The sequence below is a fragment of the Haloferax elongans ATCC BAA-1513 genome, from assembly GCF_000336755.1.
Classification (GTDB): Archaea; Halobacteriota; Halobacteria; order Halobacteriales; family Haloferacaceae; genus Haloferax; species Haloferax elongans.
Map to the genome: position 1 here is coordinate 59928 of NZ_AOLK01000008.1, position 24349 is coordinate 84276.

At 62.9% G+C, this 24349-nt stretch carries 23 protein-coding genes; 7 read left to right on the forward strand and 16 right to left on the reverse strand.

What is annotated here, in order from left to right; all coding sequences use genetic code 11:
• Positions 1 to 27: 27 nt before the first annotated feature.
• Positions 28 to 966 (reverse strand): hypothetical protein, encoded by a 939-nt coding sequence (locus tag C453_RS02040; RefSeq protein ID WP_049907466.1) that lies wholly within the window; start codon positions 964 to 966, stop codon positions 28 to 30.
• A 214-nt stretch (positions 967 to 1180) separates the two neighbouring features.
• Between C453_RS02040 and C453_RS02045 the strand changes: the two genes are divergently transcribed.
• Together C453_RS02045 and C453_RS02050 are read left to right on the forward strand one after the other, a co-directional pair.
• Positions 1181 to 1417 carry a hypothetical protein gene (locus C453_RS02045; RefSeq protein ID WP_007543922.1) on the forward strand — a complete coding sequence of 79 codons (237 nt, stop codon included), beginning with the start codon at positions 1181 to 1183 and terminating at the stop codon, positions 1415 to 1417.
• Entirely contained in the window at positions 1414 to 1767 is a 354-nt protein-coding gene (locus tag C453_RS02050; RefSeq protein ID WP_008322373.1) for a type II toxin-antitoxin system PemK/MazF family toxin, read from the forward strand. Before C453_RS02045 ends, C453_RS02050 begins: the two co-directional genes overlap by 4 nt.
• A 1208-nt stretch (positions 1768 to 2975) precedes the next feature.
• Here C453_RS02050 and fer read toward each other — a convergent pair.
• From fer to C453_RS02085, 6 genes are all read right to left on the reverse strand, one after another.
• Entirely contained in the window at positions 2976 to 3365 is a 390-nt protein-coding gene (fer, locus tag C453_RS02060; protein WP_007543924.1) for a ferredoxin Fer, read from the reverse strand.
• 143 nt (positions 3366 to 3508) lie between these two features.
• The gene (locus C453_RS02065; RefSeq protein ID WP_193788047.1) at positions 3509 to 4627 is read right to left on the reverse strand and encodes an inorganic phosphate transporter; all 1119 of its coding nucleotides are present in this window, start codon (positions 4625 to 4627) and stop codon (positions 3509 to 3511) included.
• A 126-nt stretch (positions 4628 to 4753) separates the two neighbouring features.
• The gene (locus C453_RS02070) at positions 4754 to 6049 is read right to left on the reverse strand and encodes an O-acetylhomoserine aminocarboxypropyltransferase/cysteine synthase family protein (RefSeq protein ID WP_008322378.1); all 1296 of its coding nucleotides are present in this window, start codon (positions 6047 to 6049) and stop codon (positions 4754 to 4756) included.
• Positions 6050 to 6154: 105 nt separating this feature from the next.
• On the reverse strand, positions 6155 to 7123 hold the full coding sequence (locus C453_RS02075) for a sodium:calcium antiporter (protein ID WP_008322379.1): 969 nt from the start codon (positions 7121 to 7123) through the stop codon (positions 6155 to 6157).
• A 55-nt stretch (positions 7124 to 7178) separates the two neighbouring features.
• On the reverse strand, positions 7179 to 8426 hold the full coding sequence (gene metX / locus C453_RS02080; protein WP_008322380.1) for a homoserine O-acetyltransferase MetX: 1248 nt from the start codon (positions 8424 to 8426) through the stop codon (positions 7179 to 7181).
• Positions 8423 to 9781 carry an O-acetylhomoserine aminocarboxypropyltransferase/cysteine synthase family protein gene (locus C453_RS02085; protein ID WP_008322384.1) on the reverse strand — a complete coding sequence of 453 codons (1359 nt, stop codon included), beginning with the start codon at positions 9779 to 9781 and terminating at the stop codon, positions 8423 to 8425. The genes metX and C453_RS02085 overlap by 4 nt, the downstream gene beginning before the upstream one ends.
• Positions 9782 to 9919: 138 nt before the next feature.
• Here C453_RS02085 and C453_RS02090 point away from each other — a divergent pair, with 138 nt between their 5' ends.
• Entirely contained in the window at positions 9920 to 10570 is a 651-nt protein-coding gene (locus tag C453_RS02090; protein ID WP_008322385.1) for a helix-turn-helix domain-containing protein, read from the forward strand.
• Positions 10571 to 10679: 109 nt separating this feature from the next.
• Positions 10680 to 12038, forward strand: coding sequence for a cytochrome P450 (locus tag C453_RS02095; protein WP_008322386.1), 1359 nt, complete (start codon positions 10680 to 10682; stop codon positions 12036 to 12038).
• A gap of 29 nt (positions 12039 to 12067) precedes the next feature.
• Here the strand turns inward: C453_RS02095 and C453_RS02100 are convergent, their stop codons facing one another.
• Positions 12068 to 12598 (reverse strand): type IV pilin, encoded by a 531-nt coding sequence (locus C453_RS02100; protein WP_008322388.1) that lies wholly within the window; start codon positions 12596 to 12598, stop codon positions 12068 to 12070.
• Between the two features lie 161 nt (positions 12599 to 12759).
• Here C453_RS02100 and ligA point away from each other — a divergent pair, with 161 nt between their 5' ends.
• Positions 12760 to 14694 carry an NAD-dependent DNA ligase LigA gene (ligA, locus tag C453_RS02105; protein WP_008322390.1) on the forward strand — a complete coding sequence of 645 codons (1935 nt, stop codon included), beginning with the start codon at positions 12760 to 12762 and terminating at the stop codon, positions 14692 to 14694.
• A gap of 27 nt (positions 14695 to 14721) precedes the next feature.
• On the opposite strand, the gene C453_RS02110 is transcribed toward ligA, so the two are convergent.
• From C453_RS02110 to C453_RS02125, 4 genes are all read right to left on the reverse strand, one after another.
• On the reverse strand, positions 14722 to 15648 hold the full coding sequence (locus C453_RS02110; protein ID WP_008322391.1) for an ABC transporter permease subunit: 927 nt from the start codon (positions 15646 to 15648) through the stop codon (positions 14722 to 14724).
• Positions 15645 to 16613 carry an ABC transporter ATP-binding protein gene (locus C453_RS02115; RefSeq protein ID WP_008322392.1) on the reverse strand — a complete coding sequence of 323 codons (969 nt, stop codon included), beginning with the start codon at positions 16611 to 16613 and terminating at the stop codon, positions 15645 to 15647. Before C453_RS02115 ends, C453_RS02110 begins: the two co-directional genes overlap by 4 nt.
• Positions 16614 to 16780: 167 nt before the next feature.
• Complete coding sequence (locus C453_RS02120) at positions 16781 to 17059, reverse strand: hypothetical protein (protein WP_008322393.1); 279 nt, start codon at positions 17057 to 17059, stop codon at positions 16781 to 16783.
• 79 nt (positions 17060 to 17138) lie between these two features.
• Positions 17139 to 18653 carry a methyl-accepting chemotaxis protein gene (locus C453_RS02125; protein ID WP_008322394.1) on the reverse strand — a complete coding sequence of 505 codons (1515 nt, stop codon included), beginning with the start codon at positions 18651 to 18653 and terminating at the stop codon, positions 17139 to 17141.
• Positions 18654 to 18880: 227 nt separating this feature from the next.
• Between C453_RS02125 and C453_RS02130 the strand changes: the two genes are divergently transcribed.
• On the forward strand, positions 18881 to 20620 hold the full coding sequence (locus C453_RS02130; protein WP_008322395.1) for an excinuclease ABC subunit C: 1740 nt from the start codon (positions 18881 to 18883) through the stop codon (positions 20618 to 20620).
• Positions 20621 to 20647: 27 nt separating this feature from the next.
• On the opposite strand, the gene C453_RS02135 is transcribed toward C453_RS02130, so the two are convergent.
• Both C453_RS02135 and mdh read right to left on the reverse strand, forming a co-directional pair.
• Positions 20648 to 21568, reverse strand: coding sequence for a CPBP family intramembrane glutamic endopeptidase (locus C453_RS02135; RefSeq protein WP_008322396.1), 921 nt, complete (start codon positions 21566 to 21568; stop codon positions 20648 to 20650).
• A gap of 175 nt (positions 21569 to 21743) precedes the next feature.
• Positions 21744 to 22658 carry a malate dehydrogenase gene (gene mdh, locus C453_RS02140; RefSeq protein WP_007543949.1) on the reverse strand — a complete coding sequence of 305 codons (915 nt, stop codon included), beginning with the start codon at positions 22656 to 22658 and terminating at the stop codon, positions 21744 to 21746.
• A 191-nt stretch (positions 22659 to 22849) separates the two neighbouring features.
• Between mdh and C453_RS02145 the strand changes: the two genes are divergently transcribed.
• Complete coding sequence (locus tag C453_RS02145; RefSeq protein ID WP_008322397.1) at positions 22850 to 23524, forward strand: Sjogren's syndrome/scleroderma autoantigen 1 family protein; 675 nt, start codon at positions 22850 to 22852, stop codon at positions 23522 to 23524.
• A gap of 84 nt (positions 23525 to 23608) precedes the next feature.
• Here the strand turns inward: C453_RS02145 and C453_RS02150 are convergent, their stop codons facing one another.
• On the reverse strand, positions 23609 to 23830 hold the full coding sequence (locus C453_RS02150; RefSeq protein ID WP_008322398.1) for a hypothetical protein: 222 nt from the start codon (positions 23828 to 23830) through the stop codon (positions 23609 to 23611).
• 223 nt (positions 23831 to 24053) lie between these two features.
• Positions 24054 to 24349, reverse strand: a 296-nt coding sequence (locus tag C453_RS02155) for a helix-hairpin-helix domain-containing protein (RefSeq protein ID WP_008322400.1), incomplete at its 5' end; no start/stop codon positions are given.

The window sequence follows — 24349 nt, forward strand, 5'->3', positions numbered from 1 at the left end:
AGGGTATCAACCCTGAAACTGAGCAGGTCAGAACACGGCGAGTTCGAAGAAGTGGACCAGACGAAACCCAACGTCGAAGACGAACATCACCACGAGCGGCACCCAAACGGAGTCAGTGCGCTCGTAGCCGAGTGCTGCGGACCCGAAGGCGAGTGCCCACAGCGCGTGTTCGAATCCGCCCGGCACCTCTGCCAAGATGGTGACGAACGCAGCGAAGAGAAAGAGTCCAAGTGCGAACACCGGGACGTAGAGCGGTCGGTAGACGACGCGGAGTGAACGTTCGACTGCTCCCCGATAGATAAATCCGAGCGTGATGCCGCCGGCGAAAGTGGCTACGAGGACGACGGCGAAAGCGTAGAACCGCCACGTTGCAGCAGCGGTGACGAGCGAGAGGCTGGTGTCTCTGAGTACCGAGTGAAAGTACAGTCCTGCTGCCGCCGTGAACGTGATGGCGTGCGTCGAACGCATCCCGACTCGACTTCGCAGGAGTTCGACGAGTACCACAACGAGGAGACCATACCACCCGCGACCGAGAATCGAGAATTTGGTGGCTCTCGGGAGGATGCCCAAGAGGGATGACTGCGGGGAGTACGTCCACCCGACGAGTGCGGCGAACGACGTGTCGAACGCCACCATTGTAACGACACTCGTCGCGAGAATGGCGATCAGTGGCGTGAAGACGACGGCAGCGACGTTGCCGACCTGTGTCGGTCGTGGCAGAGCAACCGAGACGTCGAGACCACGGTACTTCGCGTACACGAGTGTCGGCAGGGCGAGTCCAGTAACTCCGTACGCCGAGAGCGGGCCGACGACCGGAACGCCCCGGAGTCTGAGGGTGAGCCAGTACGCGAGTCCGATGGTGAGCGTGGTGCAGACGAGAAAGAGGCTCAGTCGCCCCAGTTCGCGTGCTTCGTGTGGGAGGGAGATGTCGAATTCGTCGGGGAGGGGTTCGAGGGACTGAGACACGCCCAGACCAACCACTTAGCGTGGCAAGTTCCTGTCGGCTTGTGAGGTCAGACTGCCGTTCAGGACAGCGCTACCGCTCACCGGTCGGCGTTGAAAGAAAAGGCTGAGTTGGCGTCTTAGATGACGCGGTTCTTTCGGCAGTTGTCTCACTCGCCGTATTTGTGGGTAATAGTGGGTAAGAGTTATTCGGCAGTGGGTCATAGTGGGTAACACAATGAAAGTAGACGCCCGAGACCTGCGAACTAATGACACCGACGACCGAGGTCGAATCTACCTCGGGACGGAATACGCGAACAAGCGCGTGACCGTCGCCGTGGTGGAAGTCGAAAACGACCAGCCCGACGAAGACGAACTCGCCGCCGCCTATCGGGAAGCATCCGAAAGTGCAGAATCGTTGGCCGAAGCGTGGGACGACACATCGGACGAGGCGTGGAACGGGCTGGATGAATGAGTGAGAAGACAGACGTGAAACGCGGCGACGTCGTCATCGTCCGACTCGACCCTGCTGAGGGTCATGAAATGAAGAAGACCCGTCCAGCGGTCGTCGTCCAGAACGACGTCGGGAACGCGAATTCGAGTACGACCATCGTGGCACCCACAACCGGCACGTACCGAGGCTACCCATTCGAGGTGCTGGTCGAAGCGGACGACTCGCCGTTCGAGAAGGACTCGTCGGTTCGTCTGGACCAGATTCGGGTCGTCTCCATCGAGAAGCGGATTCACTCGGTCGTCGGGAATCTGGATGCGGGAACGATGACGCAGGTAGACGACGCACTGAAACTGAGCCTCGGACTCAACTGAAGGAAGTCAACGAATGCGATGTGGGGGAGCCGAAACTGGTTCTTTTCGGACTCTCAGGAGGATACGACATAATAGCTCTGTTGAAAGTTCGTGCTGAATACAGGGCGCGTATGTTGCACGAGACAGGAGGCTCAGTTTGATGTTGTATTCCTGTGATTCTGACCTAACTTGCGCCGGGTGATGACGAACAAAAGAGCGAGAATACTCGCGATTTCTGCCCCGATAGCCGGGAGAACGCGCCACAGTGGAGTCGGTTCAGAGAACCCAGACCTCGGATACAAGACTGCATCAAAGTAGCCAAATCGAAGAAGCGTCATGAACAACAACGCGACTACGCCGGCTAATGCGAACACAGTAACGAGGGTCTGAAGCGTCTTGTTCAGTGAGTTCTTTCGAGTCCACAACAGCCAAAATGACGAACCGGTAAGCGCGATTCCGGCGAGTATGAAGTCGGGTGTTGTGGAGGGCGGAAACATGTCACTAAGAGTGACTGTATCCTTATCGACTTTTTGGGAAATCTTGAGAGACATTGAGTTTGCTCGTGTTGAACTCACCCTCTGTATCTCGCACGGCACTTCTGACAGGGACTGGTAAGGTTTCAGCGGGCGTACTGAATACAGAGCGCAAGTCGGCCAGATGCTGCGTGGTGAAATGGGCGACTTTACGGATATCTTAGAATAAGTGTGAGTGCCCGGTTATTATGAGTCCAACACCGAGTATTCGATAGAGCCACATCTTCCCGTGTGATAGAGAGGAAGTATCGTGTAGGTTCTCAAATCCGAACTTGTGTACTCTTCTGGGAATCATCACGTATACTATCCCAAGTAGAATCGTTCCCAGAGCCGCGATTTGTATGAGTATTCCCATCTCGACTATCAGTTGATGTGTAGTACATCTAAGATAAAAAGATGGTCTAGTCTTTGCTGAACTCACTCTCTGTATGTTGCACGCCACACCCGTCAATCTCAGAGGAATTCCACAGAGCTGGTTTTCTATTACTTGTATAGACTGATTTGGTGGGTGCAACACGAACAGACACCAGTTTACAGGTCCGTGTGACTTTTCGAGTCAGTAATTATCTATCGGCAGTTCGAGCAAATGCCTATACAAGTAGTTCAAGCGTTCTTCTGCTAAAGAATGGATGTTTTGGGTGTTTTGTGCGTCTCCAAGTTACTGCTGTTGTACGTACAGTGTACTGACAGCAGAATTTAGATGACGCGGTTCTGCAGGTAGTCGAGGTGCTTCGCGTTGTAGACGATCTTGACCTCGTCTGCAGTAGGCGAACCGATGCAGGTCAGACGAACGTTCTTGTCGTTGACTTCCTCGTCGGAGAGGATCTGCTGCATGTCCATCTCGATGTCGCCTTCCTTGACGATAGCTGCACAGTTCGCACAGGCACCTGCGCGGCAGCTGAAGGGCCAGTCGTAGCCCTGCGCCTCGGCGGCTTCGAGGATGTATTCGCCCTGGTTGACTTCGAGTTCGCCGAAGTCTTCAGCGTCGAGACCGGCGTCGGCGGCCTTCTCGAAGAGGTCCTCGTCGTCGAGGTCCCATCCCTGGTCGTCGAGAGCTTCGTAGTTGAGGTAGGTTACCGTGGGCATCAACAAGCGATTCGGAGGCCACACCATTAGACTTTGCTGTTCATTCCGACTGGAATCGACCGGCGTGAGCGGTTCTCACACGGTGTTTTTCGTCATAGATGGCCTTGCAAAATGGCCCGCAAAACCGACGACCTGTCGCGGCCTCAGAAGAATCTCGACGAGAACAGCGCGTAGGAGGCAATCGCCGACAGCGACGGCGTAAGCATCCAAAAGAAGATGACACGACCGGTCGTGCCGGGGTCGAACAGGTCGTGTGCGGAGAGTTCGTCGGGGGCTTCCTCGCCCATCTTCGGGACTTCGTCTTCTCGCTCGACGGTGAGCGCGTTGACTGACACTTGCGGGGCTTCGCCGCCGAGTGCGTCACCAATCGTAACGGTCCGGGTGGCGCGGCCCCAGCCGAGACCGACGATACACATCGTCGCGCTGACCGCGAGACTGGCCGGGATGCCGATTGCCGAGAGGAACGAGATAAGCGACGCGCTGACCGTTTCGACGATGAGCGCGGCGAGAATCGGCAGTTCCGTGAGGTCGTTGCCGACGGTGTCGAGCGTCCGGCGGGCGATGGTAAAGGCCCCGAGACCGATAGCGCCGCCAGCGAGGAGGATACCCGTGTTCATCTCCAGTGCACCGTTGCCAACGAGTGGCGCGACCGCGTTAGCGACGTTCGACGCGCCAGCGGAGAACGCCATGTAACACGCGACGAGGACGACGAGGACGGTACTCCCGAACTCTCGGAGCGTCGTGTTCGGGCCGAGTCGAATCCGCGGAATCATCGAACTGCGGTCGAGGGTGACGAGTGCGCCCGGCGTCTGGTCGAGTTGGAGCCACGCATCGAGATAGGGGTAGACGTAGCGGCCGAGGACGGCGCAAATCCAGAAGGCGATGACCGGCGCAACAATCCACCACGAGATGATTTCGAGCATCACGTCCGAGTTGAGCGAGCCACGTGCGAGGCCGAGACCAGCGATGGCTCCAACGGCCGTCATCGACGTGGAGGCCGGAACGCCGAACGTATTGGACACGAGAAGGGCGAGGCCGACAAAGAAGAGGACTGCGACGGTCGCCAAGAGGGTGAACTCACTCTGCGGGACGATTTCGCCACCCATCTTCGCGACGACTTCGCGACCGATGGTCCATCCGCCAAGCAAGGCGAACGTGGTCATCAACCCGGCGGCGGCGAGTTTACCGAGGACCTGGCTCCCGACGGCCGGGCCGAAGGCAACTCCCGTCGACGAGCCGCCGATGTTGAATCCGACGAACACTGCGACCAGGAGTCCGACGAAGAGGAGTGCTTCTACCACGACGTGTCCTTGTGGTTGAGACACAAAAGGAGCGGTGGTCCTGTCGGCCAGTTCACTCCCGACCGACGACTGAACGTGGCGCTGAACTCAGTCCGACGCCGACCGAATCGCCTGGTCGAGGTCGGCGATGATGTCGTCGACATCCTCGATACCGACCGAGAGACGGACCATATCGGGCGTGACGCCCGCGGCGGCCTGCTCCTCGTCGGTGAGTTGCTGGTGGGTCGTCGACGCCGGGTGGATGACGAGCGTCTTCGCATCGCCGACGTTTGCCAGAAGCGACGCGAGTTCGACGTTGTTGACGGTGCCCTTGGCGGCCTCGTAGCCGTCGGCGAGGCCGAAGGTAATCATGCCGCCGTAGCCACCCTCCAGGTACTCGCTCGCTTCTTCGTGGGTCTCGTGTGATTCGAGACCGGGATAGTTCACCCACGACACCTTCTCGTGGTCCTCGAGGAACTCGGCGACCGCCTGTGCGTTCTCGCAGTGTGCGCGCATCCGCAGCGGGAGCGATTCGAGCTTTTCGAGCGTCTGCCACGCGTCGAACGGCGACTGCGCGTTCCCGAGGTCGCGCAGCCCGCGGGCGATGGCGGCGTAGGTAAACGCGGCGTCGCCGAACGTCTCGGCGAAGTTGACGCCGTGGTACGCCGGGTTCGGCTTCGCAATCTCGGGGTAGTCGTCAGCGTATTCTTCCCACGGGAACGTGCCGCCGTCGATAAGGATACCGCCGATGGTCGTCCCGGCACCGTGAATCCACTTCGTCGTGGACTGCCAGACGATGTCTGCGCCGTGTTCGATTGGGTTGCAGAGATACGGCGTCGCGAAGGTGTTGTCCACGACGAGCGGGACACCGTGGTCGTGGGCGACGTCGGCGATAGCTTCGATATCGGGCGTCACGAGCGCCGGGTTGCCGATAGTTTCGAGGTGGACGTACGCGGTGTCGTCGTCGATGGCCTCCTCGTAGGCGTCCACGTCGAGCGTGTCGACGAATTTCGTGGTGACGCCGCGGCGTTCGACCGTATGGGTGAGATACGTGTAGGTCCCGCCGTACAGCGAGGAGGCGGAGACGATGTTGTCGCCCGCGGAGGCGAGCAGGAAGTTCGCGAGGTCGAACGCAGCCATCCCGGAGGAGGTGGCCGCCGCACCGACGCCACCTTCGAGCGACGCGAGGCGCTCTTGGAGCATTCCGACGGTCGGGTTCATCAGTCGGGAGTAGATGTGGCCCGGCTTTTCGAGGGCGAACTGGGCGGCCGCGTCGGCGGCGTCGTCGAAGACGTACGACGTGGTCTGGTAGAGTGGCGGTGCGCGGGCACCGGTCGAGGGGTCTGGGTCCTGTCCGGCGTGTAGGCTCCGGGTGTGGAATCCGGGCGTCTCGTCGTCGCTCATGGTTCGACTCTCGGAGCGGACAGGGGTAAATCGGGGTGTCGAGCGCAATTCCCGCCGGTGTCTGGGACGGGTTCCGAGAGGCGACAGCGTCGGTTCCGCACGCCGTCAGGCGAACAACCCCAACACCCAGCGGGTGACCTCCGACCCTGCGAAAAGCGCCCCCTCGACGCGTGAGAGTCGCCGTCCTGTCCATAGCGCGACGACCACGACGAGCGAGATGGCGACCAGCCACCAGTACGTCTCCAGTGCCGTCACGCTCACTGACAGCGGTCGGACGAGGGCCGCGACCCCCACGACGCCGAGGAGGTTGAAGACGTTGCTCCCGACGACATTGCCGACCGAGACCCCGAGACTACGCTGCCGAAGCGCGACGAGTGAGACCGCCAGTTCCGGCGTCGAGGTCCCCGCCGCAACGACCGTTCCACCGATGACCCACTCAGAGACGCCTGCGTTGCGCGCGAGCGCCGACGCCGCCTGAATCAGGAGGTCTCCGCTGACGAGGACGACAGCGAGCCCGACGAGGAGAGCGCCGACATCGCGCCCACGAAACGACGCCCCCTCCGACACGACTCCTCCGTCTTGAGTTGGAGGCGTTGCGTCGGTACCGTCGGTTGAGCGGTCGGTTCGGAGGAGAAACGCCGTGTACGCGACGAACAGGCCAGCCAAAATCCCACCTTCGACGCGCGTCACCGCAAGGTCAGCCACGACGACACCTGCGGCGAGAGTGCTGACGAGCAGGACGACACCGTCTCTGCGGAGGATGGACCCCGCGATGGAGACGGGACGAACGAGCGAGACGACCCCGAGCACGAACGCGATGTTGTAGATGTTCGAACCGAAGACGTTGGCGAGTGCGAGGTCGCCGAACCCCTTGATCGCGGCGTCGATAGTGACCGCGAGTTCGGGTGTTGACGTCCCCGCCGCGACGACGGTGAGACCGATGGTGAACTCCGAGAGCCCGAAGCGACGTGCCATGCGGACCACCGAGTCGACGAGCAGTCGAGCGCCGACCCAGAGACCGGCCACAGTCGCGACGACGATGCCGAGTTGGGTGGCTGTGCCAAGCAGAGACACCTTCTCTCAGGAGACAACAGACGGCGACGACATGATGGTTGGGGGAAGGTGACACTCAACGCGAGAACAGCGACGAATGGACGGGCGCAAAGTCCGTCTCTGAGTCCGGTTCGCCGCCGTCAGATGCAGTGTCGGTGACTGCGCGGCCCTCGACACCAGCGATGAGGAAGGCATCGAGTGGCGGGCCGACCTTCTCGGGTTCGACGAGGAAGGCGTCGTGACCGTGGTCCGATTCGACGACGTGGTGTGCGACGGGCACGTCGACGCTGCGGAAGGCCTCCGCCACCGACTCGGACTGCTCGGTCGTGAAGTGCCAATCGCCGGTAAACGAGAGGAGCAACGCCTCGCCTTCGAACGCCGAAAGCGCCGCTGCGTCGGACTCGTAGCCCTCCGCGAGGTCGTAATCGTCCATCGCGCGGGTGAGATACAGGTAGGAGTTCGCGTCGAACCGGTCGGCGAACTTCTCGGCCTGATAGTCGAGGTACGACTCCACCTCGCGGTAGGGGAAGAACATCGCTGCCGGGTCGGCGGGGTAGGCATCTCCGCGACCCCCGCGCCCCGCGGACCGACGCCCGAACTTGCGGTCCATCGAGTCCTTCGAGAGGTACATCAGGTGGCCGATTTGCCGGGCGAGGCCGAGTCCCTGTTCTGGATTCGGGTTGTCCTCGCCGTAGTAGTCGCCGCCGTTCCAGTTCGGGTCGGTCGTGATGGCGCGGCGGGCAATCGCGTCGAGACCGAGACACTGCGGGTCGAGGCGGGCCGCGGACGCGACGACGACGAGTCTGTCGAGGTCGTCGGGGTACTGCACGGCCCAGTCGAGGGCGTTCATCCCGCCGACAGAGCCACCGACGACGGCGTGGAGTCTGCCGATGCCGATGTGGTCGAGGAGGAGTCGCTGGGCGCGCGTCCAGTCGCCGACAGTGACCGGTGGGAAGTCGGTTCCCCACGGTTCCCCGTCGGGGCCCTCACTTGCCGGACCGCTCGTGCCGTAACACGACCCCGGAACGTTCACGCAGACGACGTAGTACTCGTTCGTGTCGATGGCCTTGCCGGGACCGACGATGTCGGACCACCACGCGCTGGCCTGTCCAGAGACGCCCGAGTCGGTTCCGCGCCCCGCGACGTGTTGGCTGCCGGTGAGACCGTGGCAGACGAGGACCGCGTTCTCGCCCGTGAATTCGCCGTATGCCTCGTAGGCGACCTGCATGTCGGTGATGACCTCACCCGACTCGAAGCGGAACTCGCCGACGTTCACGGTGTCCGATTCGACCTGCCGACCGATTGGGGTTCGCGTGCGACTCATTGTTTCTCCTGTGTCCCTTGGTCTCCTGTCTGCGTCTGTTGGTCCCCCGTCTGTGTCGTCGCAGTCGCAGACTGCGCTTGCTCGATAGCGTGGTCGAGGTCGGCGATGATGTCGTCTGCGTCCTCGATACCGACCGAGAGACGGAGCATGTCGGGACCGACGCCCGCAGCACGCTGTTCCTCGTGGGAGAGCTGGGCGTGGGTCGTCGATGCCGGGTGGATAACGAGCGTCTTCGCGTCGCCGATGTTGGCGAGGAAGCTCGCGAGGTCGACCGACTCACAGACGGTCTTGGCCGCTGTGTAGGCTGCCTCGTCGTCCTCGCCCGCGAGTCCAAACGTGACCATTCCCGCGTACTGCCCGTCCAGATATCGGGTGGCGAGGTCGTGCGTCTCGTGGTCTTCGAAGCCGGGATACGTCACCCACGCGACGCCGTCGCGGTCGCGGAGGAACTCGGCCACACGACGGGCGTTCTCACAGTGGGCTTCCATCCGAAGCGCCAGCGTCTCGATGCCCTGAATCGTCTGCCACGCGTCGAAGGGCGACTGACACCCGCCGGTGGTTCTGACCGCCCGGTGGCGGACGACTTCCGCGAACGCTCGCTCGCCGAATCGCTCGACGAAGTCGATGTCGAAGCCGGGGTTCTCGCCAGAGAGTTCGTCGTAGTCGGCCGCGTCCCACGGGAACGTGCCGCCGTCCACGACGACGCCGCCGACGGTCGTCCCGGACCCGTGGAGCCACTTCGTCGTGGACTCCCAGACGATGTCAGCGCCGTGTTCGATAGGACGACACAGCGCGGGCGTCGCAAACGTGTTGTCCACGACGAGCGGCACCCGGTTCTCGTGGGCCACGTCGGCGATGGCCTCGAAGTCGGGCGTCTTCAGCGACGGATTCGCAACGGTCTCGACGTGGACGAAGGCGGTGTCCTCGTCGATGGCGTCCGCGTAGGCGTCCACGTCGAGCGTCGGCACGGTTCTGGCTTCGATACCGCGTTTGTTCGCGGTCTTCGAGAAGTACGACGAGGTGCCGCCGTACATCTCTTCGGAGAGGACGACGTTGTCGCCGACGGAGGTAAGAGCGGTCGTGATGCCGTCGAGGGCGGCCATCCCCGAGGCGGTGGCCACCGCGTCGACACCCGATTCGAGGGCGGCGAGTCGGCGTTCGAGAATGCGAGTCGTCGGGTTCGAGATACGAGAGTAGACGTTGCCGTCGGCTTCGAGCGCGTACAGGTCGGCAGCGTAGTCCGCGTCGTCGAAGACGTACGACGTGGTCTGGTAGAGTGGCGGGGCCCGCGCCCCTGTCGCCGGGTCGGGGTCCTGTCCGGCGTGCAGGCCGCGAGTGCGGAAACCTCGGGTCATGTATGAGACGCATAAATCCACACAGAGGAATAACCCACAGTTACGGCAAGCGTTGCCCAGTCCTCGAACTGTCATCTACGATTGAACGAGTTTAGACAGAGAGGAAGTTGCATAGGCTCGCGGGCGTGAGTACAACGCATGAAGTGTCTCCGGGCTCACTTCGACGCCGACGAGAACCCGTTCGGGAGCCCCTACGACCTCTTTGCTGTGGATGACCGGCACCCGTGCGGCGAACTGCGTGACCTTCGGCTCCGGCCCGACGGGACGGTCGTCGAGCTGTGCATTCTCGAAGACGCGCCACCGGACGTAGAGTCCCGGCTGGCAGACCACCCCGATATCGTCGATTTCGACGTTGGGGAGACCTCGGATGGCGGTGTCGCGTGTCACGTCCACCTCGACCCGAACGACGACGTGCGGCGGTTGCTCGAACTCGTCGACGAACACGACCTGCTTCTCGACACGCCGATTCGACTCACCCGCGACGGCGTCGTCGTCAACGTCCTCGGGACGCACACCCAACTCACCGGTGCTGTCTCGTCGCTGCCGGAGTCATTTCGGGACGCGTTCTGTGTGGAGGGCCTCTCCGACTACGAGCCAGTTCGAAACGGGGTTCGCGCCGAACTTACCAGCCGCCAGCGCGAAGTACTCGAAACCGCCGTCGAGAACGGATATTACGACATTCCACGACAGGTGTCTATCGAAACACTGGCCACCGAACTCGGCTGCTCGCCGAGTACCATCTCCGAACACCTTCGAAAAGTAGAATCGAAAGTGCTGACTCGGCTTTGAGACTCGACGGTTAGCCCTCGTTTTGAGAACCAGACGGAAAGAGCCACTATATAAAGGGCCGGCGGGCATCGGCAGCAACCCCATTCGGAAGGGCCCCATCTCTAGAACCATGTCAGAAGCACCGCAGACACACACCGAACAGCCCCCGGGTCCGTCGGGCGTCCCGGTGGTCCACAACACGTTCCAGTACGCGGACGACCCGCTGGAGTTCATCGCTGGTGTCGCCCGCGACTACGGCCCCGTCGCCGAGTACAACATCGGCGGAATGTCGTTCTATCAGGTGAGCGACCCCGAACTCGTCGAACACGTCCTCGTCCAAGAGAACCAGAAGTACATCAAGGGCGAACTCTTCCAGGACTCTCTCGGAACGGTTCTCGGTGAGGGGCTTCTCACCAGCGAAGGCGAGTTCTGGCGGCAGCAGCGCCACCTGATGCAGCCTGCGTTCCTCCCGCAGATGCTCGAACGGTACAGCGAAATCATGGTCGAGTACACAGAGCGCATGCTGTCGTCGTGGGAAGACGGCGAGACGCGAGACATCCACGAGGACATGATGAGTCTCACGGTCGAAATCGCCGCCAAGACGCTCTTCGACGTGGACATTCGCGAAGAGGAATCTGCCGTCGGCGAGGCGCTCGAAACGGTCATGGACTACTCGTCGGTCTCGATGCGTCGCCCGGTCGACGTACCGCAGTGGGTTCCGACGCCGCTCAACCGCCGGTACAAACAGGCACTCGAAGACCTCACCGAAGTCGTCGGCCGCATCATCGAGGACCGCCGGAACGGTGACGGCGAGCTCGACCCCGAATCGAACGACATCGTCTCGCTGTTGTTGACCTTCCGCGACGACGACGGCAACCCGCTTCCGGACGAGCAGATTCGCGACGAGTTGGTCACCATCCTGCTTGCGGGGCACGAGACGACTGCGCTCGCGCTCACCTACACGCTCCACCTCCTCGGCACCAACCAAGAGCAGGCCGACACTCTCCGCGAGGAAGTCGACAGCGTCCTCGACGGCGACAGTCCGACCTTCGCGGACCTCGGCGACCTCCCGTACACAGAGCAGGTGATTACGGAAGGGATGCGCATCTATCCGCCCGTCTGGGAACTCGTCCGTGAGGCCGCCGAACCGGACACGCTCGGCGACTACAACATCGAACCCGGCCAGACTGTGTCGGCCCAGCAGTGGGTCATCCACCGCGACCCCCGGTTCTACGACGACCCGCTCGAATTCCGCCCGAGTCGGTGGACGAGCGAGTTCAAACGCGACCTGCCGAAGTTCGCCTACTTCCCGTTCGGTGGCGGCCCGCGTCGCTGTATCGGCGACCGATTCGCGCTCCTCGAAGCGCGCCTCGCACTCGCCACCATCGCCCAGTCGTGGACCGTCGACCCGACGCACGAACTCGAATTCGATCCCTCGATTACCCTCCGTCCAGAGGGCACCGTCGAGATGGTCGTCAATCGCCGGTAACAGGACGCTTCGGTCTCTCTGTCCCGTCCTCAGACGGTGAACTCGAATAGCTTGTACGTGTCTTCCCCGTTGACTGAACCGGGGTTGACGCCCTCTATCGGCTGTGTGTTCCAGTAGATACCAATTGTCGTCCCACTCGGGTCGCTTCCGACCGGGTTGAGATACACCGTCTCTCCGGCTTCCCACGTGTCACCGATGTCGACCTGCGGCGGGTTCCCGCCGCTCGATTCAGTGAACTTCTCGCGCTTGCTTGCGTAGGCGTCTCTCGGCGGGGTGCTGCTCCCGGGAGCGCTCCCGATATCGAGCTTTTTCGAGCCGATGACGTAGAGGCGATTGGTCCGAACGGAGTCGCCCGCGTCGAGCGTGACTGCGACGACTTCACCACCGTCGACGAGTCTGTGCGAAACGTCGATAGTCGGGGCTGGAGACGGCGCAGATGACGCCTCGCCGAGGAAAAACGTCGATGCCGTCGCGGCGAGGATGACGACGATCGCCACCAGGAGAATCGTCGCGATGACCTGCGAAACACCGCGGTCGTCGCGTCTCAGCGTTCCGAGCATTGTTGTCAGTGAAGATTCATACGACAAGTATCTACCGTCATTGGATACGTGAGAATCACTAGTCAGCAATCGCATCGCCGACGGCCACCACTCGCTTCCTCGATTCGCTACCACTCACGTCCCCGATGTGTTTACGCCGCCCGCGTTCGACCCAACGGATAATGGCAGACACCGACGCCGAGTCGAACCCGTATCTCCGAAACCCGCCGACGGAGTTCGAACCCGCCGAAGAACTCTCCCGAGCGGAGGCAGAAGAGCAAGCGGCACTCCTCCGGGACGCCATCCGCGAACACGACCACCGGTACTACGTCGAGGCCGAACCGCTCATCTCTGACGCCGCCTACGACACCCTCTTTTCTCGACTGCTCGCGCTCGAAGGGACGTTCGACCTCGACACGACCGACAGCCCCACGAGTCGCGTCGGCGGCGAGCCAATCGAGGCGCTGGAGACGGTCGAACACGTCGCACCCATGCTCTCTATCGACCAGAGCACCGACGCCGAGGACCTGCGGGAGTTCGACGCGCGCGTTCGGCGCGAAGTCGGCGACGTGGACTACGTTTGCGAACCGAAGTTCGACGGCCTCTCGGTCGAAGTCGTCTACGAAAACGGGCAGTTCGTCCGCGCCGCCACCCGCGGCGATGGCCAGCGCGGCGACGACGTGAGCGCGCAGGTGAAGACGATTCCGACGGTTCCGCTCCGCCTTCGCGGCGACTACCCCGAGACACTCGCCGTCCGAGGCGAGGTGTACATGCCCAAACCGGCGTTCAACGACCTGAATCGCCGCCGCGTCGAGGCGGGCGATGACCCCTTCGCCAACCCCCGCAACGCCGCCGCCGGGACGATTCGAAACCTCGACTACGAAATCGACGGCACCGTCATCAAGGTCGATTCACGGGCGGCACGCGAGGAGTTGGGCGAAAAGAGCAGGTCGGTCCGCTGGGCCTTCGCCTACAAGTTCCCGGCCCGTCACGAGGTGACGACGATTCGTGATATCGTCGTGCAGGTCGGCCGAACGGGACGCCTGACGCCCGTCGCACTCCTCGACCCGGTGGACGTGGGTGGCGTGACCGTCTCGCGGGCGACCCTTCACAACCCGGACGAAATCGACTCGCTCGGCGTCGCAGTCGGAGACCGCGTCCGCATCAAGCGCGCTGGCGACGTGATTCCGCAAGTCGTCGAGGTCGTCGAAGCCGACGACCAACGCTCGTCAGCCCGCCAGACGGAACCCGGCAAAGACGCTGGCGGGCACTACGAGTTCCCGGACGAGTGCCCCGTCTGCGGGAGTCCGGTCGACCGCGACGGCCCGCTGGCATTCTGTTCCGGCGGCCTGTCGTGTCCTGCACAACGCGAGGCGTCCATTGGCCACTTCGCCATCAAGGGCGCGATGGACATCGACGGCCTCGGCGAAGAGCGCGTGGCGCAACTCGTCGACGCCGGACTCGTGGAATCGGTGGCCGACCTCTACGACCTCACAGTCGAGGAGTTAGTCGAGTTAGAGGGCTGGGGCGAGACGAGCGCCCAGAACCTCGTCGCGGCCATCGAGGAGTCGAAAGAGCCGTCGCTCGATTCGTTCCTCGTCGGTCTGAGCATCACCGAAGTCGGCGAAGCGACCGCCCGCGGCCTCGCCCGCGAATTCGGGTCGATAGACGCGTTCCCCATCGGCGAGGACGTGCCCGAATCCGCATTCGACGAGTTCGAGGAACGCCTGACCACCGTCCCCGACATCGGAGAGACGGTCGCCCACCGCGTCCGCGACTTCTTCGAGAACGAGGACAACCGCGCCGTGATTCGCTCGCTTCTGGACCACGGCGTCGAACCGGAATCTGTCGAGTCCGGCGGCGACGAACTCGCCGACCTCACCCTCGTCGTGACGGGGACGCTCGCGATGAGTCGAGGCGACGTCCGCGAACTCGTCGAAGCCCACGGCGGCAACGTGACCGGGTCCGTCTCCGGCAACACCGATTACCTCGTCGTCGGCGAGAACCCCGGCCAGTCGAAGCGAGACGACGCCGACGAGCGCGGGGTGCCGACGCTCGACGAAGATGAGTTGGCGGCGTTGCTGGCGGAACGAGGCATCGGGTATCCGCCAGCGTAAGGCTGTAAAAACGGGGCGACTACGGACTTAGAGGTCGGACTTCTGGAACGACCGGTACCCGAGAATCGGCGGAATCACAATCCACGCGAGGAGAACCACGAGGATGAACGGCCCCGAGAGGTACACCGGAATGGACTCCTGGAGGATGGGGTCGAGAACCAGTGACTCCTGCAGTCCGGCTTTGAACAGGCGGGCGGCCGCGGCCGACCCGTACAGTTGTGCGATGAGCGTCTCGTAGGCCCGAAGCGGGTTCAGGTACTTGATGAACAGTCGCGTGAGGACGATTTGCTCGGCCGCCATCGGGTCGATTCCAGGTACCTTCCCGGCTGCCCAGTTGAACAGCCGCGGAATACCCGTCGCCACCGTCGACCAGAGGACGGCGAAGATGAAGTACAGGCCGATAGTGCCGAACAGTGCCTGTCGCGGCGTGTTCGACGACGCCGAGAGCCAGATACCGATGGAGACGAACGCCGTCGCCAGCAGACCCGAGAGGGCGACCTGTCCAGCGAAGGAGACGAACGCCACCTGCGCGCCGGTAAAGAGCATCGCAAAGAGGGCGATGACGAAGCCGACGAGCATCGAGGCGACGACGACGAGCGTCCGGCCGATGAGCTTCCCGAACACCACGTCGCGGCGGGAGTTCGGCAGCGAGAGCAGGAGCTTCAGCGACCCCGACTCGCGCTCGTCTATGAGGGAGCCATGCGCGGTCACGAGTGCGATGAGCGCCAAGACGAACCCGAGCATCCCCGCGTAGGAGAAGCTAAACAGGCCGCCGGGCGCGGTTGTGAGGCCGAACAGCGACTCGGAGTTCGCACCCGCCCCTTTCAGCAGGACGCCGTAGAACAACACGGTCGAACCGCCGATGAGGAGCGCGAAGAACACTGTCAGCCCCATGAGCCACCGCGAGCGGATGGCGTCGCGGAAGTCCTTTCTGGCGACTGATTCGAGCGTCATGCCGGGACCTCCTCTCGGTCGTCTTCGGTGTACGCGAGGAAGATGTCCTCCAGCGACGCCGAGTCCGTCTCGAAGTCAGCGACGGTCGCACCGGACGATTCGACGGCTTCGATGACGCTCGTCTTGGCGTCGGACTCACAGGCAACGACGAGTTTGTCGCCGTCGTAGTCGACAGACGAGACGCCACTGACAGCGCGGACCGCATCGAGGTCCGCGTCGCCGTCGACCTCCAGTCTGAGGACGGACTCCGATTCGAGTTTGTCTCGGAGGCTGTCGAGGCTGTCTTCGGCGATGAGTTCACCCTCGCGGAGGATGCCGACGCGGTCACACACTGCTTCGACCTGTCCGAGCACGTGCGACGAGAAGAACACGGTCGCACCGCGGTCGGCCTCGGCGCGGACGATGTCGCGCATCTCGCGGGCACCCGCGGGGTCGAGACCCGAAGATGGCTCGTCGAGGATGAGCAGGTCGGGGCTGCCAGCGAGCGCCATCGCGAGTGCGAGGCGCTGCGACATCCCTTTCGAGTACCCGCCAGCGCGGCGGTCAGCGTCTTCTTGGCTGAGGCCGACTCTGGAGAGCAGTTCGTCGGGGTCGTCGTCGGATTCTTTCGACTCGATAGCGAATTCGACGTGTTCGCGACCGGTGAGACGGTCGTACACGTCGTACCCTTCGGGGAGGACGCCGGTACGGCGACGAACGGCGACACTCTCTTTTTGGGCGTCGTGTCCGAGGACGCGGACTGTGCCACTCGTCGGGCGCACGAAGTCGAGGAGCATGTTTATCGTGGTGGATTTACCGGCCCCGTTGGGACCGAGGAATCCGAAGACCTCTCCCTCCTCGACGGTGAACGAGAGGTCTCTGACGGCAGTCACGACATCGGCTTCGGTGGAGGACCGAAGTGAATCGAGGACACCACTGTCGTCCCCGAACCGTTTCGTTACGCCGTCCAGTTCGATGGCGGCCATGGGCGGGCTTGTGTGGTGCTGGGATATAGGGTTTTAGGTGCGATAATCAACTCGGATAACGGAATGACAGCCTGACTGAGAAGTTGTACGCCGCTGAGACCCGGTATCTCCGTTCAGACGGGCAAATTCGTTCAAACCGGCGAATTCGTTCAAGTCGGCGTCTTCGCTCAGACCTCGTCGTCGGGAGCGTGCGACTCGGCCATCTTCGTCGCTTCGGCGGCGTATCGCTCCTGGAGCGTCTCGTCAGTGACAGGTTCGAGGTTCTTCTTCGGCGCTTCGATGGCGGCCGTCGTGACCATCCGCCGCTGGTGCATGACGGCAGCCGCGAGTTCCTTCCGAAGTTCGTACTCGCCGTCAGTCGTCGCGTAGATGAGAACGATGAGGTCCCGGTCGTCGTACGACCGTTCGACCAGCCACAACTGGACACTATCGTCGGTGTCGGCCATGTCCCGTATTTGGCGGGGGCACCCTTACGAGTGGCGCATCACGCGGCCACTCGGGATGGTTACTCTCTGTTGCTCCCGCTCAGGACTGCGCGCCAGTCAGCTCTTCGACTTCGACTGCGAGCGACGACAGCGCCTGCGTGCTCTCTTCTGTCGCCGTGACGATGCTCTCGACAGCCTCTTCGGTCTCGACGGTTCGGTCGTGAACGTCTTCGATGGTCATCGTCAGGTCCTCGACCGACTCGGCCTGTTCGTCGGTCGCCCGCGACACCTCGGCGACGCCGTCAGCAGCGGTGTCGATAGCCTCGGCAATCTCTTCGAACGCTTCCAGCATCTCGGTGATACTCTCGTCTGCGTGTTCGATTCGGTCGTTGGACTCGGTCGCCGCGTGGACTGCGTCGTCGGTTCGGTCCTGGATTCCCTCGATTTGCTCGGTGATGTCTTCGGTGTGCTGTCGAGTCTCGTCGGCCAGCGACTTGACCTCCTCGGCGACGACGGCGAAGCCGTCACCATCCTCACCGGCGCGTGCCGCCTCGATGTTGGCGTTGAGCGCGAGGAGGTTCGTCTGCTCTGCGACTTCGGAGATGACCTCCACGACGGCTTCGATGTCGTCCATCCGGTCGCCGAGTTCGGTCACGCGGTCGACGAGTTCGTCACCCATCGTGACGACGCTCTCGGTCGCCTCGCGCGCCTCGCTGTTGGCTTCGCGGCCGTCTGCAGTCGCCTGACGAGCCTCGGCGGCCGCGGTATCGACCTCGTCGGCCGTGGCAGCAACTTCCTCCATCGTCGCGCTGAACTGCTGCATCTGCGTCGACCCCTCGTCGAGGAGTTCCCGCTGGGCTTCGACGTTCTCGGCGATTGCGTCCGCCGCAGAAGCGGCGCGAGTGACCGCCGCGGTCGCCGTGTCCGTCTCTTCTTCGACGTTCGTCGCGAGCGTCGAGAGTTTGCGCGCCGTCTCGTTGACGGAATCGACGACGACGAGGAGTTGGTCGTCGATGACGTCTTCGCGCTCGATTGTCGCGCGAGCGTCGAGGTTCCCCGCAGTCAACTGGGTCAGTGTCGTCTCGACCTCCTCGACGAGCGCGGCGACCTCCTGGTGGCGCTCGACTTCGTCCGTCCGGTTCCGAACGGTCTGGAGGACACCGACGAGGTCGCCACCTTCGTAGAGTGGCATCGCGGTGTGGCGCGCGTGGCATGTTGCACCGCTCGCGTCGGTGAACGTCTCCTCTTCGGCGTAGAGCATCCGCGAGGAGTCGTCGAGTTCGACACCGTCTTTTTCGCTCGCTGTCTCGGGCTGTTGGAGCACTGTCCCGGCGAGAACCGAATGGGTGGGGTCGCCGTAGAACAGTTCGCCGAGGTCTGTCCGGCCGAGTGCCGCGTCGTCGGATGTTCCCGTTAACGACTCGACGCCGGAGTTCCACGCGGCGACTCGTCCCTGTTCGTCGAGAACGAACGCCGGGAGACCCACGCCGTCGAGAAGGACGTCGTCGTCGACGTTCAAATCCGGTGCAGCAGTCGCAGCCGCAGTGCCACCGTCAGTGAGTGGCGTCTGTCGGCCAAACCAAGAGCGGAGACGTTCGAAGATTCCCACTGGCATATCACCGTTGTTGCCGACCCTCACACGAGTAACTTTCGTGATAATTATCAATATCGATAATAAATCAACAACACTGTGTCTGTTGAATGCTGTTGAACAATATCATTTACGGTGCTGAGCTGAGGGACAGATACGAGCCATCGCTGTCAGATAGCCTCTGGCAGCGCAGACACCGAGTGACGGCCCGACGCGTCAGCCTCAAGCCGTTCGCGGAGTAAGCCCCGACGATGGACGCAGGCGCGGTCACAGAGCGGGCAAACGCGTTACCGGCTGACCCCGGCGTCTACCAGTTCGTCGCCGGAGAGACGGTCCTGTACGTCGGCAAAGCGGTCGATATTCGCGCCCGTGTCAGGTCGTACGCGGACCCTCGATCGGAGCGTATCGCCCGGATGGTCGACCGGGCGGAGACCATCGACTTCGCCGTGACCGACACGGAAACACAGGCGCTCCTTCTCGAAGCGAACCTCATCAAGCGCCACCATCCTCGATACAACGTTCGCCTGAAGGACGACAAATCGTATCCACTCGTCCAGTTGACCGACCATCCCGTGCCTCGAATCGAGGTGACGCGCGACCCGGAGGATTCGGCGACGGTGTTCGGCCCCTTCACCGACAAAGGACGCGTCGAGACGGTCGTGAAGGCACTCCGAGAGACCTACGGCCTTCGCGGGTGTTCGGACCACAAGTACGCCAATCGAGAGCGACCGTGTCTCGACTACGAGATGGGCCTCTGTACGGCACCGTGTACGGGCGAGATAGCCCACGACTCCTACCGAGAAGACGTGGAGTCGGCCATCCGGTTCTTTCAGGGAGAGACGGGCGTCCTCTCTGACCCCTTGCGACGCGAGATGGAAGCCGCCGCACAGGATGAGGCGTTCGAGCGCGCCGCAAACCTTCGGGACCGCCTCGACGTGGTCGAATCGTTCCACGGCGGCGGCGAGGAAGCCGTCGCTTCCCAGTCCGACGAACGGGCAGTAGACATCCTCGGCGTCGCCTTGCGCGGTGACAACGCGACTGTCGCCCGTCTCCACTCCGAACGCGGCCAGTTGGTCGACCGGACGCGACACCACCTCGACGCACCCGAAGGAGAGGACCGAACCGCAGCGGTCCTCTCGGCGTTCCTCGCGCAGTTCTACGCCGAGCGCGACCTCCCAGACGCGGTCGTCCTCTCGGAACATCCCGACGACCGAGACGTGGTGAACTGGCTCGAATCCGAAGGCGTCAGCGTCCGCGTTCCCGGTGCAGGCCGCGAGGCGAAACTGGTCGAACTCGCGCTGAAGAACGCCCGCAGACGTGCTGGCCGCGACGACGGACTCGCGACGCTCGCCCGCGAGTTGAATCTCGACGTGCGCCGCGTCTCCCGTATCGAAGGCTTCGACGTGAGCCACGCACAGGGAAAATCTGTCGTCGGCAGCGACGTGTGTTTCGTGGACGGCGCAGCCGAGACCGGTGATTACCGGAGACGGCGACTTCCCGAGCGCAACGACGACTTCGCCAACATGCACGAGTTGATTCGCTGGCGGGCGGCCCGCGCATTAGAGGGGCGCGACGACAGACCGGACCCCGACTTACTCCTCATCGACGGCGGCAAGGGCCAGTTGAACGCGGCACTCGACGCACTGGAAACGACGGGGTGGGACGTCCCTGCGGTCGGCATCGCCAAGGACCGCGAGTTGGTCATCACACCCGAACGAACCTTCGACTGGCCGGACGACGCGCCACATCTCCACGTCCTCCAGCGCGTCCGCGACGAAGCACACCGCTTTGCAGTCCAGTATCACCAGACCCTCCGCGACGAGGTGAAGACCGTCCTCGACGACGTGTCCGGTATCGGGCCGAAGACCCGGCGAGCGCTCCTCACGCGCTTCGGGAGCGTCGAGGGCATCCGCGAGGCGTCGGTCGACGACCTGCTGGACGTTCCGGGCGTCGGTGAAAAGACCGCCGACGAGCTTCGACGGCGGCTCTGACGCGTCGCCTCAGTGTGTGTCGTCGTCTCAGCCGCTCCACTCGGCATCGAACACCGGCGACCGAAGTAGAAGTACCACGGCGACGACGGTCCACGGAATGACGACGACTGCCCCGACGACAGTCGGTCCGAGAAGTGCGGGCGTCTCCGGGGTTGAAAACAGCACGCCAAGAGAGCCGACCGCGTTGATAACGCCGTGAGCGACGGCCGCAGGCCACACTGACTCCGCGCAGAGCGCGACCCACGCGAGAAACGTCCCGGTCGCGGTCGTCATCCAGACCATCGCCAGAAAGCCAGTCCACGGCGCGCCGACGTAGCTGAACCCGTAGTTGTAGCCGAGCGAGATGAGCGGCCAGTGCCACGCGCCCCAAATCACGCCGAGGCCGACGATTGCGCGCCAGCGACCGAGTGGGAGGAGTTTCTGGAGAAGATACCCCCGCCAGCCGAACTCCTCACCGAAGGCGAAGACGGCGTTGACCGTCGCCCCGAGGACGAGCGCCTGTACGAGCTGTGCGGCCAACACGGCCTCGATGGGCGCTCCCGACGGGAGGAATCGGCGAAGGACGGTCATGTCCGCATCGAAGTACGCCGGAAAGAACGCGAAAAACAGCGCCACACCGGCAACCGAGAGGCCGAGCGGCGCGAGCCACGCGAGGAGGTACGTCCGGCCGTTCGACCGAATCGCAGGACGGAGTCGCAGGTCGCTCCACCCCTCGTCAGTCACAGCGCGCGTGACCACGTTCGCGACCGACGGTGAGAACATGTAGAACGTGCTGACGAGAACGAGCCAGAGTGGAACGCCCGGAAGCACCGCCGGAGAATCGGTCAACCCACCGAGGGAAAAGACGACGAGTGCTGTGAGACCAGCGAACCCGAACGCGACGAAGAGAAAAACCGTGATTCGTCGCGTTTCCAGTGACTCGGAAGGCGAGTCGGTGACGGTCGACATACGATGACTGTCGGGTGAACGTGAGAAAACCTTTGTCGCGTTGGGGTGCCGCGAGAGAGCCTCGTTCGCGACGGGAGAGACAGGTGTGTCAGCGTGACGCGGCGGGTCGGCCGGTGCGGCCAAAAAGTCAGTGTTAGACCGGAGTTTGGTGCGGAGTCGCTCCGAAGCGTCCAGTTTACGCGATTTTGTTGTACTGGTCGCGGAGCTTCTCGGCGGCGTCGTCCATGAGGTCGGCCTCGTAGTCGTCGAGGTCCCATTCGACGACCTCTTCGATGCCGTTCGAGCCGAGTTTGACGGGGACGCCGAAGGCGGTGTCCTCGTAGCCGTACTCGCCGTCGAGGACGAGCGAACCGGGGAGCACTTCGCCGGTGTCGTGCAGGACGGCCTCGACCATGTGTGCGACGCCGGTCGCCGGACCCCACTGGGTCGCGCCCTTGCGCTCGATGACGTCCATTGCGGACTCCTTGAGGTCGCCGAGAATCTCGTCTTTCTCGTCGGCGGAGAACTCGGGGTCGTTGCCGTTGACGCGAACCTTCGAGAAGACGGGGACCTGCGCGTCACCGTGCTCGCCGAGGATGGTCGCGTCGACGTTCTTGACCGGCGCGTCGAAGCGCTGGCTCAGCACGTAGCGGAAGCGTGCGGAGTCGAGGCGGCCACCGAAGCCGATGACCTTGTGGCGGTCGCGGTCGCCCGTCTCGTACAGGTGTCGGTTGAGCAGGTCGACAGGGTTCGACGTCGTGATAGAGACGAAGTCGTCGTTGTACTCCGCGAGGGAAGAGCCGATGTCGTCCATGATGGGGGCGTTGTCGCCCGCGAGGTCGATACGGGTCTGGCCCGGTTGTCGCGGAATCCCCGCCGTGATGACGACCACGTCGGAACCAGCAGTGTCCTCGTAGCCACCCTGCTTCACGACTGTGTTCGAGTCGTACGCGATGCCGTGGTTGGTGTCTGCCGCCTGTCCAACCGTCTTGTCCTCCATCTTCGGGATGTCCACGAACACCAGTTCGTCGCAGACGTCACGAAGCGCGAGGTTGTATCCAGCCGCAGCGCCGACCGTACCGGCCGCGCCAATCACGCTAACTTTCGTCATACCACATTAACGAGGCCGTGGATTCCGAGTAAACGTTTCGGAACGAACACCATCGCGCCGTCTGTCGATTTTGTGTTCGACAATCGTCGAATTGTGTCGAGAAAGGGAGGCTGGCAATCACTGCCCGCGCGGCGGCCATCGAACTCTCCGACGCCGTGGGGTTTTTCGACGTACACGGCGTCCGATTGGACATGAGCGACTTCGACAAAGAGGCAGAGCGCCAGCGGCTTCGAGAGAAGTACGAGCAAGACGAGGCGAAGCGTCGCTCGACACAGCGGATGAGCGAACTGCTCCTCAAGGGTGCGACGATGACCAACAAGCACTGCGACCAGTGTGGAGACCCAATATTCCGGTACGACGGTGAGGAGTTCTGTCCCACGTGTCAGACCGGAGGGCAGTCTGCTGCGGCGGACGAGGGTGCTGCGGACGCCGCGGGCGAGGCGAGTTCGGAACCAGACGCCCGGAACGTCGCCCAGGCTGATGCCGAGACGGTCGCCGAAGCTGACGCCGGAAGCGTTGCTGAGGCTAACGCTGGGAGAGTCGCCGGAAGCGACACCGTGGACAGAGAACCGACAGCCACGACCGAACGCGTCGGGCAGTCGACGTCCGCGTCCGAACAGGCCGACGAACAGCTATCGGAACGTACGGCCGAGTCCAAGAACGAGGCGCGTCAGGCGCGACAGCGCGCATCCACGACGAAATCACGGAACGTGGCTGGGGACATTGCGAGTGCGCGCGAATCACTCGTTCGGACGCTGACTTGGGCGGCGACCGAGGCAGAAGCCACCGACGACCCGCGCCACGCGGCTGAATATCTCTCTGCCGCGCGGGAGGCCGCGGAGGCCATCGACGCGCTCGACCGCTGATACCTGTCTCCGCGACGTGACGACCGACGCGACGCTGAGTCAAACGTCGCGGGAGAGACCGACGCTGTGTGTTCTTAGTTTAAATCAGGCAACGCGCACGGTCCGCCCGTCGGACGGCGAGTACACGAAGTCAGGACCTTCCGGGCGGTAGTGTTCTGACCCGGCGTACAGACTCCGCTCTTCTTCCCGTGGCTCGTCGGTACAGAAGATGTCTCGGTCGTCAACCTGCACAGTCTCGTGCTGTGGCGTGCCGTAAAAGGCACGCTGTCCGGTCGGCGTCTCAGTGTGCAGGGAAGAGTAACTCATGTTCGAGTAGTGATTTCGACCCTAATCATATAATGTTTTCCTAGAAACAACAATCGTGAATGTTCGGGTCTGAAGACTGACCGCGGCTGTTTTCGGCGTCGAGTGTGATGGCGGTAAGTCGGGGTTAATCGACTGACGTGGCCGTGGCTGGTTCGAAACGAGCACATAGAAAGCTGCGAACAGCACGTCGTAGACCCGTCAGCGGTACTCGGACCTGACCACGTCAGCGGTACTCGGACCCAACCACGTCGCGAATTCGTTCGGCGGTGACGGCACCGACGCCGGGGACCTCTTTCAGGTCGTCCTCGTTGGCCGTCATCACCGCTTCGACGCTACCCAGTTCTTCGAGCAGGTTTCGCGCCGTCACAGGGCCAATATCGGCGATTGCCGAGACGACGTACTCCTGCTGTTCGTCGAGTGTCTTCGCGCTTTTGCCGCCGTGGACGCTCACGGTGCGCTCTCTGTCGGTCTGCTCGCGCGAGGCGATCGTTGCGAGCATCTCGGTGGTGTCGTCTTCGT